The sequence below is a fragment of the Burkholderia sp. Ac-20345 genome, from assembly GCF_017104825.1.
Taxonomy (GTDB): Bacteria; Pseudomonadota; Gammaproteobacteria; order Burkholderiales; family Burkholderiaceae; genus Burkholderia; species Burkholderia lata_B.
In genome coordinates this window covers 41,789-53,677 of sequence record NZ_JAAGPO010000034.1, presented here as the reverse complement: position 1 = coordinate 53,677, position 11,889 = coordinate 41,789, and the positions used below count along the sequence as shown (strand labels likewise).

Annotated in this window: 10 protein-coding genes; 6 read left to right on the top strand and 4 right to left on the bottom strand. The window is 68.5% G+C overall.

Annotation, left to right across the window (positions count from 1 at the left end):
- Positions 1 to 21 precede the first annotated feature (21 nt).
- The 5 genes from G3O06_RS14975 to G3O06_RS14955 all read left to right on the top strand — a co-directional run bounded on the left by G3O06_RS14975 (position 22) and on the right by G3O06_RS14955 (position 4,367).
- The gene (locus G3O06_RS14975) at positions 22 to 594 is read left to right on the top strand and encodes a nuclear transport factor 2 family protein (protein ID WP_205816557.1); all 573 of its coding nucleotides are present in this window, start codon (positions 22 to 24) and stop codon (positions 592 to 594) included.
- Between the two features lie 56 nt (positions 595 to 650).
- The gene (locus G3O06_RS14970) at positions 651 to 1,442 is read left to right on the top strand and encodes an SDR family oxidoreductase (protein ID WP_205816556.1); all 792 of its coding nucleotides are present in this window, start codon (positions 651 to 653) and stop codon (positions 1,440 to 1,442) included.
- Between the two features lie 167 nt (positions 1,443 to 1,609).
- The gene (locus G3O06_RS14965; protein ID WP_205816555.1) at positions 1,610 to 2,545 is read left to right on the top strand and encodes an alpha/beta hydrolase; all 936 of its coding nucleotides are present in this window, start codon (positions 1,610 to 1,612) and stop codon (positions 2,543 to 2,545) included.
- A gap of 124 nt (positions 2,546 to 2,669) precedes the next feature.
- Entirely contained in the window at positions 2,670 to 3,539 is an 870-nt protein-coding gene (locus tag G3O06_RS14960; protein WP_205816554.1) for an IclR family transcriptional regulator, read from the top strand.
- A 15-nt stretch (positions 3,540 to 3,554) separates the two neighbouring features.
- Positions 3,555 to 4,367 (top strand): IclR family transcriptional regulator, encoded by an 813-nt coding sequence (locus G3O06_RS14955; RefSeq protein ID WP_205816553.1) that lies wholly within the window; start codon positions 3,555 to 3,557, stop codon positions 4,365 to 4,367.
- Positions 4,368 to 4,403: 36 nt separating this feature from the next.
- Here G3O06_RS14955 and G3O06_RS14950 read toward each other — a convergent pair whose 3' ends face one another.
- The 3 genes from G3O06_RS14950 to G3O06_RS14940 all read right to left on the bottom strand — a co-directional run bounded on the left by G3O06_RS14950 (position 4,404) and on the right by G3O06_RS14940 (position 7,661).
- Positions 4,404 to 5,315 (bottom strand): NAD(P)-dependent oxidoreductase, encoded by a 912-nt coding sequence (locus tag G3O06_RS14950; RefSeq protein ID WP_205816552.1) that lies wholly within the window; start codon positions 5,313 to 5,315, stop codon positions 4,404 to 4,406.
- Between the two features lie 49 nt (positions 5,316 to 5,364).
- Positions 5,365 to 6,288: an alpha/beta hydrolase gene (locus tag G3O06_RS14945; RefSeq protein ID WP_241019993.1), complete on the bottom strand. Its 924-nt coding sequence runs from the start codon at positions 6,286 to 6,288 to the stop codon at positions 5,365 to 5,367.
- 479 nt (positions 6,289 to 6,767) lie between these two features.
- On the bottom strand, positions 6,768 to 7,661 hold the full coding sequence (locus tag G3O06_RS14940) for a LysR family transcriptional regulator (RefSeq protein ID WP_174986652.1): 894 nt from the start codon (positions 7,659 to 7,661) through the stop codon (positions 6,768 to 6,770).
- A gap of 23 nt (positions 7,662 to 7,684) precedes the next feature.
- Between G3O06_RS14940 and G3O06_RS14935 the strand changes: the two genes are divergently transcribed.
- Entirely contained in the window at positions 7,685 to 8,812 is a 1,128-nt protein-coding gene (locus G3O06_RS14935) for an alpha/beta hydrolase (RefSeq protein ID WP_346779525.1), read from the top strand.
- A 185-nt stretch (positions 8,813 to 8,997) separates the two neighbouring features.
- Here the strand turns inward: G3O06_RS14935 and G3O06_RS14930 are convergent, their stop codons facing one another.
- The gene (locus tag G3O06_RS14930) at positions 8,998 to 11,691 is read right to left on the bottom strand and encodes a LuxR C-terminal-related transcriptional regulator (protein WP_241019991.1); all 2,694 of its coding nucleotides are present in this window, start codon (positions 11,689 to 11,691) and stop codon (positions 8,998 to 9,000) included.
- Between the last annotated feature and the right edge of the window lie 198 nt (positions 11,692 to 11,889).

The window sequence follows — 11,889 nt, the reverse complement described above, 5'->3', positions numbered from 1 at the left end:
AAACGAAAGGAGACCCATGCCGTGTCCGACGCCATGCAACGACTGATCGACAAGGACCTGATCCGCGACGTGATGCTGCGCTACGCCCGCGGTGTCGACCGTCGCGACTGGGCGCTCGTGCGCGCCGCCTTCTTCGAGGACGGCGAAGACGACCACGCGGATTTCAAGGGCACGCGCGACGCCTTCATCGCGTGGGTGCGCGAGCGGCACGATGCGCCCGGCCTGCTGACCTCCACGCACTTTCTCGGCAACTGCCTCGTGGAGCTCGCGTCCGACAGCGTCGCCGCGGTCGAGACGTATTTCTTCGCGCGGCTGGAAATCGCGCCGCAAGCGAGCGAACACCGCTCGATGCTCGACGCGAAGCACGTCGGCAGCACGCACAACAGCCGGGTCGAGGTATTCGGCCGCTACGTCGACCGCTTCGAGAAGCGCGACGGCGAATGGCGGATCGCACGGCGGCGCACCGTATTCGATGCCATCCAGTCGCAACTCGTCGATCCGGCCGACAACGTGCTCAACCCGGCCTGGACGCTCGGCCGCCGCGGCCCGGACGATCCGGTGTTCGCCGTACGCGCGGCAGCCGGCCTGGGCTGACACGCCGCAGAGCGGGCAGCCGGGCCGCGGCAAATACAAAGTCAAGGGAGGAATACATGGAATTGCGCAGAAACGTGCTCGTGGTGGGCGGCGCCGGCGGCATCGGCGCGGCCTGCTGTGCCGCGCTCTCGGCGACGTGGAACCCGATCGTGGTCGACCGCGACGCGCAGGCCGCCGAACGCGTGGCGGCCGAAACGGGCGGCCGTGCGTACGGGCTCGACGTCGGTGACGTCGACGGCATCGAACCGTGCATCGACGCCGTCGAACGCGAATGCGGCGACATCGACGCTCTCGTGTTCGCGGCCGGCGTGATCCCGCCCGCGCAAGGCCCGCTGCAGGCCGACCTGCCGGCCTGGGACCACATCATGGACATCAACGCGCGCGGCGCCTACGCGGTCTGCCGTGCAGTCGGCCTGCGCATGGCATCGCGCGGTCGCGGCAGCATCGTGATGCTGTCGTCGCTCGCCGGGATGGTCTCGACGCCCCATCTCGCCTACGGCCCGTCGAAAGCCGCGATGATCAATCTCGCGGGCTCGCTCGCCGTCTATCTCGGCCGGCAGGGCGTGCGCGTGAATGCCGTGTCGCCGGGGCCCGTCCGCACACCCGTGATCGAGGCCAGCTATGCACGCGGCGAACGCGATCCCGCCGTGATGGCGCGCCAGACCGCGCTCGGCCGCGTGATCACGCCCGGCGAACTGGCCGGACCGATCGCGTTCCTGTTGTCCGACGCGGCCTCCGCGATCACCGGCACCAACCTCGTCGTCGATGCCGGCGCGACCGCCACGCTCGGCTGGAACCTGTTCGGCGGCGTCGACGCCGTGCTCGGCGCATTGCAGCCCCCGCGGTAGGCCGGCTCACCCTTCGCATCGGCGGGCCGACAGCGCGGCGGGACGCCATGCGACGCACGCCGGCGAAACCGCTCGCCTGACACGACAACATCACGGAGACACAACATGGACCACTCGACCGCCTCGCACGGCGCCCCGCTTCGCCCGGCCGCCCGGAGGTCGCCATCATGAGTCTCGACGCCGCCACCCGGGCGTTCATGGACAAGCTTGCCGCGACGCCATCGAAGCCGCGTCACCTGATGACGCCGGACGAGGCGCGCGCGGCGTTTGCCCGCATCGGCACGATCCTGTCCCCCGGCGCCGACGTGCGCACCACCGCCGCGCTCGACATCCCGGTCGACGGCGGCACGCTCCGTGCACGGCTGTTCGTGCCGGACGAGCGCCCGCAGGCGTTGCTCGTGTACTTCCACGGCGGCGGCTGGGTCGTCGGCGGGATCGACGCCTTCACGCCGCTGTGCCGGGAAATCGCCGCCGGCGCGGGTGTCGCGGTGGCGCTCGTCGAATACCGGAAGGCGCCGGAACATCCGTTCCCGGGGCCGGTACACGACGCATGGCAGGCCACGCAGTGGCTCGCCGCGCAGGTCGCGCTGCTCGGCGCCGAACTGCCGGTATTCGTCGGAGGAGACAGTGCGGGCGCCAACCTCGCGATCGCGGTGACGCTGCTCGCCCGCCGCGAGGGCACGATGTCGTTCGCCGGCCAGCTGCTCGTCTATCCGGTGACCGACTGCGTGTTCGACCGGCCCTCGTATGTCGCCGCCGAGAACCAGTTGCTGACCACGCGCGACGCGATGATGTGGTACTGGAATCACTACGCGCCGGCCGATGCGGCCCGGCATTCGAGCCTCGCGTCGCCGCTGCGGGAAGCCGACCTGTCCGGCCTGCCGGAAGCGATCGTCGTGACCGCCGAGCACGACGTGTTGCGCGATGAAGGAGAAGCGTATGCGCAGCGCCTCGAACAGGCCGGCGTGCCGGTTCATCATCGCCGTGCGCAGGGGCAGATGCACGGCTTTCTGATGATGATTGGCGTGCTGCCCGGCAGCCGCGACGGCCTCGAATTCGTGTGCGAACGGCTCCGCGATCTCGTCGCGCGATCGTCGCGCTGACGCGCCGGGCACGCCTCCGGGCTCGCCCCAGCGTCACGATCGGCGCGATGGTAGTACGATTCGACCAGCAACGCGCAACGGGCCCGCACGCGGCCCGCGATCGAACGAACCGACGGAGACACTCATGCAACCCGGCAGATCCATGCCGACGCACGTCGATGCGAGGTCCGGCAACGGCCCGCACGGCGTCGACACCGCGTGGCCGAAGCCGCCGCGCGGCGAGCGCGCGCCGAGCAGCACGATGGTGACGCCCCTCGCGCGCGGGCTGTCGATCCTGTCGGTGTTCGGCCCGGGACATGCGTGGCTCGGCAACCTGGAAATCGCACACGCCACCGGCATTCCGGCGCCGACCGTGCTGCGACTGCTGCGCTCGCTCGTCGCGCTCGGCTACCTGCATCACGACAAGGCGAGCCGGAAGTATTCGCTGGCCGCCGCATCGCTGGCGCTCGGCTACGCAGCCGTTTCCGATCCCGATCTTCAGCGGGTCGCCGGCATCGAGATGCGCAAGTTCGCCGAGGCGACCGATACCTGCGTGCTACTCGGCACGCGCGACCGGTCCGACATCCTGATCCTCGACGTCCAGATCGGCAGCCGCGTCGTGCTCAACCTGCAGCTGCAGCCCGGCATGCGCATGCATATCGCCTATTCGCTGATGGGCTGGTCGCTGCTTGCCGTGCTGCCGGAATCGGAGCGCAGCTATCTGCTGAGCGAACTCGAGCGGCGGCCCGACGACAACTGGCCGACCATCGGGCGCCGGATGCACGAAAAAATCGCGCAGGTGCGCGAACTCGGCTTCGGTATGCTGCATGGCGAATGGGAAGAGGAACTCGCGTGCGTCGCAACACCGCTGGTGCTGCCCGATCGCCCGCCGCTGGTGCTCGGCTGTGTCGGCCGCACCGCGCGCCTCGCCCAGGCGCGGATCGAACGGGAACTCGGGCCGCGGCTCGTCGCGATTGCGCAGACGCTGCGCGATCGCGTGCCGCGCCAAGGCTGAAGGCGCAGGAGCACGATGACGGATCCGTCGAATCATGCCGAAACCGCGCCGCCCGAGCCCGCGCAGGTCACGCTCACGCTCGACCGCGGCCTTCAGCTGCTGCGCGCGTTTCATGCCGAACGCGCGCCGCTGACCAACGGCGAACTGGCGCAGCGCACCGGGATGTCCCGGTCGGCGGTGTCCCGCCTCACGTCGACGCTGATCCAGCTCGGGTATATCCGCCGTGTCGCGGGCGGCACGCGCTTCGAGCTGGCGACGGGCGTCTTCGGCATCGGGCATGCGTACCTCGAAACCAATCCCGTCACGCGGCTCGCGCATCCGCTGATGCAGCAACTCGCCGACCGGCTCGATGTGTCCGTCGCGCTCGCCACGGGCGATGGCCTCGACATGCTGTACATCGCGCATCGCACGAGTTCGGGCATCGCGACGCTGCGGCTCGGCGTCGGCTCGTTGCTGCCGATGGGCCTGACGGCGATCGGGCGTGCGTGGCTGTGGGGGCTGCCCGACCATCGGCGGCAGGAATATGTCGTGCGGCTGCTGGGCGCCGCGGGAGCGCAGCGCGACGCGATGCGCGCCGGCATCGACCACGCGTTCGAGGATCTTCGCGAGAACGGCGTGTGCATGTCGTACGGCAAATACCAGCGCAACGCGTACGGCATCGCATTGCCGGTGAGCGTCGGCGCCGCGGCCACGCCGATGTCGCTGAGCTGCGGCGCGATCAAGGCCCATGCCGACATCGACGCCATCCGGCAGCGCATCGTGCCGGCGCTCAAGCAGGCCGCGCTCGATCTCGAGGAAGTGCTGCGCGACGTTCGCTACGAACCGTGATCGCGCACGCGGAGCACCGGCGCGGTTCGTCGTGCGTCACCCCGGCACGCCGCCGCCCCGCACGCACGTGCCGCCCTGCTCCGCGACGAACGTCAGGATCGACGTGAAGTCGTCCTTGCCGCGCCCTGCTTCGTAGGCCGCGTGCCAGACGTCGCGCGCGCGTTCGATCGTCGGTGCCGCGATGTCCAGCAACCTCGCCGCGTCGAATCCGAGCGACATGTCCTTGTCGATGATCGCGAGCGCCGCACCGTAGTCAAAGCGCCCCGCCACGGCCCGGCTCAGCATCTTCGAGCACGCAAAGCTCTGCGCCGTGCCGGCATCGAGCAGCTGCATCATCATGTCGGGGTCGAGGCCGGCCTTCGCGCCCATCGCCAGCCCTTCCGAGCACACGACGAGATTGGTCGCCATGATGATGTTGTTCACGATCTTCATGACCTGCACCATGCCGGCGCGCTCGCCCATCACGAACACGTCCTTGCCGATCAGCGACAGCAGCGGCGACACCTGCTCGACGAGCGCCGGTGCGCCGGCCGCGAGCATCGCGAGCGTACCGGCGCGTGCGGCCGGCGCGCCGCCGGAAATCGGCGCATCGACGATGCCGATCCCCTTCTGCGCGAGCCCGTCACCGATCCGCTCGATCAGGTCCTGACCGATCGTCGACATCTCCACGTAGGTGCGGATCGCCGATCCGTGCACGACGCCGTCCGGCCCCAGGCCGACCGCCAGCGACACGTCCCGGTTCGGCAGGCACGCGAACACGATGCCGGCCGCATCGGCAACCGCGCGCGGCGAATCGTGGACGACGGCGCCGCCGTCGACGAAAGGCCCGAGCGCCGCCGGCGACGGATCGTACACATGCAGGCGGAACGCGTGTCCGAGCAGGCGCTCCGCCATCGGGCCGCCCATCTGACCGAGGCCCAGAAAGCCGATATGTTGTTCTGTTTCCATTCGCACTCCGAATTCGTTCATCCGTCAAGCCACGACGCTTCATCTTTCGTCAGCGCGCCATCACGTCGCGTATCCACGCCGCCGCGCGCAGCAATCCCTGCTGGGCCGCCGCACAGGCCGGCCCCATCCGGAAGAAGCCGTGAATCATGTCGTCGTGGCGCCAGAACGTGACCGGCACGCCAGCATCGAACAGGCGATTCGCATAGGCTTCCCCTTCGTCGCGCAGCGGATCGAACCCGGCCGTGATCACCAGCGCGCGCGGCAGGCCCGCCAGCGATTTCGCGCGCAGCGGGCACGCATGCGGATGCAGCGCCTCCCGTTCGTTCGCGACGTAGTCGCCCCAGAACCGGACCATCGCCGCGCGCGTCAGCGAATAGCCGGACTGGTTGTCGATGTACGAACGGGTCGGCGGCGTGTGATAGTCGGTCACTGGATAGACGAGCACCTGCGCACGCAACGGCGGGCCGCCTTCGTCGCGGCTCCTCAGCGCGGTCACGGCGGCCAGGTTGCCGCCCGCGCTGTCACCGGCCACGACGATGCGCGACGGGTCGAACGACAGCGTGTCGGCTTGTTGCGCGATCCGGCACACGGCATCGAAGCAATCGTCGACGGCGGCGGGAAACCGGTGTTCCGGCGCCAGCCGATAATCGACGGCGATCACGGCGGCGCCGCTTTCCGCGCAGAGATCGCGACACACGTGATCGTGCGTGTCGAAATTGCCGATCACGAAGCCGCCGCCATGAAAGAACACGGTGACGCCATCGCTGTGCGTAACCAGCGGCCGGTACAGGCGCGCCGCGAGCACGCGCCCTTCGAGCGGCAGGTCGAAATCGACGACCTCGCCGACAACGGTGCGCCGGTCGAGCGGCGGGTACGCGAGGCTGTTCCTGAGCGCGTCGACGGACAAGCTCTCCATCGGCGGTGCGGCTTCGAGCGTCTTCAGAATCGCGGCAATTTGCGGATCGAGCGGCATCGGCATTACTCGTCGGCGTGTCGGGAAGCGTCGCGATGCAATCCGGCGCGATCGCCGGCATGCACATGGAAATCGACACGACGAGTCGGCCGTGCGCGAAGGGAACGGGGCATCACTTGTCTCCATATTGGCGATGGTTTCGCTGCGTGCGTCCGCCCGGCACGCCGATGCGAGTCGGCACGATCGGGGGTGCTTCATCAGTTCACGTGCAGCGTGCGGCCATGCCGTCGGGCGGTCAATTCCGGAGCGCGGCGGTTTCCGTACAACGGAATCGACGATCGCGGCCGATGCGCTTCCGGCGCGCGGGACGTGCCAACAGGAGGCGATGCGCCGGTTCCGGACGCGCCGCTACGTCGCCGGCACGCGCCCAGACCCCACGCCGACAAACCGGGCCGGATGGCGATCGCACCACTCCGGCCACTCGATCACCGGCGCATGGCCTGCCCGCACCGCCCACGCCGCCTGCACGGCAACGAACCCTATCCGCGGTAGCGCAGTGCGTCGACCACCAGCGAAAACGCGGGGGACGCATGGCGGCGGCTCGGGTAGTAGAGGTAGTACGGCTCGTAGGTCTTGCGCCAGCCCGACAGCGCTTCGACCAGTTGCCCCGAGGCCAGCTGTTCGGCGACGTACGCATGCGGCAGGTACGCCAGGCCGAGCCCGCTCAGCGCGGCATCGCGCGCCGACCCGATGCTGTTGCCGACCAGTTGACCGTCGACCTTCACGCGCTGCTCCTTGCCCGCTTTCGCGAACACCCACGGGAAATACTCGCCGTGGGTCGGCAGGCGAAGGTTGATGCAGAGATGGTCGGTCAGGTCGCGCGGGTGCTTCGGCGCCGGCCGGCTGGCGAAATACGCCGGCGCCCCGACGACCGACATCGGATGCGGCGGGCTGATCTGCACGGCGATCATGTCCTTGGCCACGAGCCCGCCGCGCCGCACGCCCGCGTCGTAGCGCCCGCTGACGATGTCGGTCAGCCCGTAATCGATATTGAGTTCGACGCGTATGTCGGGGTACGCGGGCAGGAGCCGCGTCACGGCCGGCTGCAGCACATGCTGCACCGCATATTCGTCGGCATTGAGGCGGATCGTCCCGGCGGGCTTGTCGCGCAGGTGGGTAATCTCATCGAGGCCCGAGTCGATTTCGCCCATCGCCGGGCCGATCAGCTCCAGCAGCCGGCTGCCCGCGGCGGTCAGCGAAACGCTGCGCGTGGTGCGCGCGAACAGCTGTAGGCCCAGCCGCGTCTCGAGCGCGCGAATGACCTGGCTGAGCGCCGACTGCGAGATGCCCAGGCGCGCGGCCGCGCGCGTGAAGCTGCCTTCTTCGGCGACCAGCAGGAATGCCGTCAGGTCCTTGAGGTTGTTGCCGTTCATTCAGAAGCTCCACTTATAACTGCATCAAAATTTTTCTGGATTATCACCGAGCCTGTCAAGGTCTAAAGTGTTCCTTACCGCGAGCACCAACGGCGCGCCCTCCCAGACGGCATGCCGGCGTTCGACTCGCTCACCGGGAAACATTCCCCGATCCATTCATCGCGCGCAGGGCCCGACCGTCGACACGACCGGCCACGCGCACACGACAGGACCTCACCATGAAAACCGTAACCTTCAAGAACCGCATGTGGGACGTGGCTGCCGACCTTCGCTTTCCGAAGGACTTCGACGAAACGAAGACCTACCCGGCGATCGTCTGCGCCCACCCGATCAGTAGCTGCAAGGAGCAGACCTCGGGCCGCATCTACGGCGAACAGCTCGCCGAGCAGGGTTTCATCACGCTGGCCTTCGACGCGTCGACCCAGGGCGCGAGCGGCGGCGAACCGCGTTTCAGCGAAGATCCGACGCTGCGCGTGGAAGACTTCCGCTGCGCGGTGGACTACCTGGTCACGCTCCCCTTCGTGGACGAGAAGCGCATCGGCGTGCTGGGCGTGTGCGGCGGCGGCGGTTATGCGGTCAATGCTGCGATGACCGAGCGCCGTTTCAAGGCGGTGGCCACGGTGGTCGGCGCCAACTACGGCCGCATCATGCGTGAAGGTGACCTGACGCCGGATTCGGCGCTGAAGGCGCTGGACGCGATCGCCAGCCAGCGTACGGCGGAAGCACGCGGCGCCGAACCGCTGCTGACCACCTACATCCCGACCTCCAAGGCGGCGCTCGAGCAGGCCGGCCTGACCAACGTGGACATCGTCGAAGCGGTCGACTACTACACGACGCCGCGCGGCCAGCAGCCCGGTTCGCCCAACCAGCTGCGTTTCTCGAGCCTCGCGCCGGCGGTCGGCTGGGATGCGTTCCACCTGGCCGAGCACCTGCTGACGCAGCCGCTGCATATCGTCATCGGCGGCGGCGAGCCGGGCGCGTTCGGTTCGTACCGCGACGGCTTCGACCTGTACAACCGCGCGCGTTCGACCGAGAAGACGCTGCAGATCGTGCCCGGCGCGACCCACTACGACCTGTACGACCAGCCCGCGCCGACCGGCCAGGCGCTGGAGCAGTTGGTGCCGTTCTTCCGGAAGCATCTGGGGGCGTAACGCCCGGTCGGCTACCCGCCGCAAGGCGGGCTGCCTGCCGGCGCAACGGGCCGGCGCTCGCGCTTGCACGGACGTGACACGGTGGCCGGCTTCTTCCGCCGCGCCCACCCGTACCGCGATTGCCTGAGCCGACGTACCGAAGAGGACGGCAACGCACCCCGCGTTGCCGTCCTCTTCGCATTGCGTCACCGCAAGTCGAGTTGCGCCTTGAGAATCGCCTGCGCGCGATTCTTCACGTCCAGCTTCAGATACACGTTCTTCAGATGAAACTTCACGGTGTTTTCGGAAAGGAACAGCTTCTCCGAAATCTCGCGATTCGATGCGCCGCTGCACAGCAGCCGCAGGATTTCCTGTTCGCGCTGCGACAGGGCGCCGTACCACGCCGCCGCATGGAAACGTTGTTCCGGTGCCTGCGCGGTATGCGGCATCTCGGCGTCGGGTGCCTGGTCGAGTAACGCGACCAGTTCGGCGCCTTCGTCGAGCAGCGCGCGTCTGCAGCCGCCGGCGCCGGCCGTTTCGCGTACGCCCTGCAGCGTTCGCAGCGCGAGCCGCGTATGCCCCTGCCGATGCTGCACCAGCGCCTGCAGCACGTGCAGCTTGACCGACAGCAGCGGCCGGGCCGGCGTGATCGCCAGCGCGGCTTTCAGCAACTCGCCGGCGCGGTCGAGTTGCTGACGGAACAGCGCGAGCCGGATCCGGCCCAGCAGCCGCCCGCTCAGCATCTCGGTGATCGGAATCCACACGGGGTCCGACGGCGACGCGTCGTCCGTCACGTGCTGCAGCAGCGCATCGACACGCGCCGCATCGCCGCTGCGCCCCGCAAAGTAAAGCCGCTCCCACGCGATCATCTCGCGCACGCCCGACCACTGGCTCTGAAAGCTCAGGCGCTCGAGCGTATCGAGCGTGTCGCGCGCCTGGATCATCCGCCCGCGGGCCGCGTGAATGCGCGCGATCGAGACCATCGACAGCGCAATGAATTCCGGTACGGCCGCAAGCGCGATCTCGTCCTCGAACTGTGTCGCGAGCCTTTCCCCGATGTCGAGCGCATCGGCTTCATAGCACGCCCAGATCCGCGATGCCGCAAGCGCCACCGCCGCCATGCCGCGATTCACGTAGGGCCACGGCCGGGTGCCCGACGTCGCGCGCGGCGCCTCGGTCGCGAGCCTCGGTTGCCCGCTGGTGACCTGCAGGATGCAGCGCAGCGCGAGCGTGTATCCCTGGCTGAACGCGGCCTGCGCATGATCGTTGTGGCTGTTCGCCAGTACGAGCATGTGGTGGATGTCTTCCTCGTTCCACGTCGCCATCGCGCTGAACGTCAGCAGGTTTGCTGCCGCGCCCAGTTCAAACGCCTCGAAGATGTCGCGCGCCGGCTGATGCAGCACCGGGATGTTCGCGAGACGCGCGGCACCGCGCAGATCGTTGTTGAACATCGTCGCCATCGCCAGCACGACGTCCGGATTGTGCGTGGCGCCGTCATGTTCGCGTGTGCGTGTCTCGTCGAGATACGACAGCAACGGATGCGTCGGGCTCCCGCGACGCAGGAACACGAGCGCCCATGCCACCTTGATCGCAAGACTGCGGTTGCCGAGCACCTCGTTCAACGGCAGCCGGTCGAACCAGTACGCCACCGTGGCCAGCTCCGCGCCCGCGATCAGCCGCGACGCCCATTCGTCGAGCGTGCGCACCGCAAGCGCATACTCGCGCGCCTCGACCGCGTGGTACATCGCCTCCTCGGGCACGCCGTGACGCACGTACCAGTGCGCCGCGCGCCGGTGCACGTCGAGCACGCCATCGGGACCGTCCTGACCGAGACGGTCGGAAAGGAAGCGCGCAAACAGGCTGTGATACCGGTACCAGCCCGGATTGCCGTCGAGCGCCTCGAGAAACAGGCCGTCCTGCTCCAGTCGCTGCAGCACCGCGTCTGCGTGATGCGCGCCCGTCACCTCCGCGCACAGCGATCCGTTCAAGCGCCGCAGCAACGATGTTTTCAGCAGGAACACCTGTGCGTCCGGCGGCTGCAGCGACAGCGTGTTTTCCGACAGGTAGCGCACCAGCTCCAGCGGCCCGCAATCGCGCATCTCGTCGACCGTATGCCACGGATTGCCGCGCGCAAGCGCCAGCTTGAACAGCTGCAACCCGGCCGGCCAGCCTTCGGTGCGCGCCTGCACGAACGACGCGATCTCCATGTCGAGCGCCTCGTCGTCCGACGCGGTCATGAATTCGACCGACTCCTCCGGCGAGAAACGCAGGTCCTCCATCCGCAGCACCAGCGCCTCCTCGGCGACGAGCAGCGTGCTCACGCCGATGTCCGGCAAATTGCGCGACCCGATATAGATCCGGCAGCGGCCCGGCAGCGCGCGCAACAGGTCGCGCAGGAACCGCAGGATCGCGGGATCGCGGATCCACTGGAGATCGTCGATGCACAAGCCGATCGGGCCGGGAATCTGCCCGAATCGATCGAGCACCCAGTCGATCATGTTGTCGGTCGTCGCCGGCGACTGCTCGGGCGCGGGGCCGCCCGCGTCCGCCACCATCTGCGTGACCAGCGCGATGAAGTACGTTTCGAAGCGGCGCGGATCGTTGTCGTTCTCGTCGAGCGTCAGCCACCCGATCGTCCAGCGCTTCGCGGTGCCGATCTCCATGATCTGCCGAAGCAGCGTGGATTTGCCGCTGCCGAGCGGCGCGTGCAGGATCACGACGTGCGGCACGCCGAGTCGCGTCACGCGTTCGAGCAACGCGTGTCGCACGATCGCGCCGCGTCGCGCGGCAGGCGGTGAAAACTTGTGCTCGCGCAAATCGACGCCGTCATGACGCACGCTACGCTGGATCGCATTTCGGGAAACGGTCACGATCATCCGGGTGAGGGTCGGGTCGTTCATCCTGCCGCATTCACGCGGCAGCTTCAAGCCGTGGCATCACCGTCGGGCGCCGCACGCGCGTCCGGTAGCGGCGGCGTCCACCCGCCCACCCGGGAAAACGCGGAGAACGCTGCAAACGGATTACAGCAGTATGGCCGCAGGCATGCCGCCGATTCGTGCGCGGCGGAGTCGTCGCCGCCTGGCGCGGCGGCCGCCTCG

Coding starts and splice junctions, on each gene's coding strand:
- G3O06_RS14970 (WP_205816556.1), top strand. CDS start 651: ATGGAATTGCGCAGAAACGTGCTCGTGGTGGGCGGCGCCGGCGGCATC.
- G3O06_RS14965 (WP_205816555.1), top strand. CDS start 1,610: ATGAGTCTCGACGCCGCCACCCGGGCGTTCATGGACAAGCTTGCCGCG.
- G3O06_RS14960 (WP_205816554.1), top strand. CDS start 2,670: ATGCAACCCGGCAGATCCATGCCGACGCACGTCGATGCGAGGTCCGGC.
- G3O06_RS14955 (WP_205816553.1), top strand. CDS start 3,555: ATGACGGATCCGTCGAATCATGCCGAAACCGCGCCGCCCGAGCCCGCG.
- G3O06_RS14950 (WP_205816552.1), bottom strand. CDS start 5,315: ATGGAAACAGAACAACATATCGGCTTTCTGGGCCTCGGTCAGATGGGC.
- G3O06_RS14945 (WP_241019993.1), bottom strand. CDS start 6,288: ATGCCGCTCGATCCGCAAATTGCCGCGATTCTGAAGACGCTCGAAGCC.
- G3O06_RS14940 (WP_174986652.1), bottom strand. CDS start 7,661: ATGAACGGCAACAACCTCAAGGACCTGACGGCATTCCTGCTGGTCGCC.
- G3O06_RS14930 (WP_241019991.1), bottom strand. CDS start 11,691: ATGAACGACCCGACCCTCACCCGGATGATCGTGACCGTTTCCCGAAAT.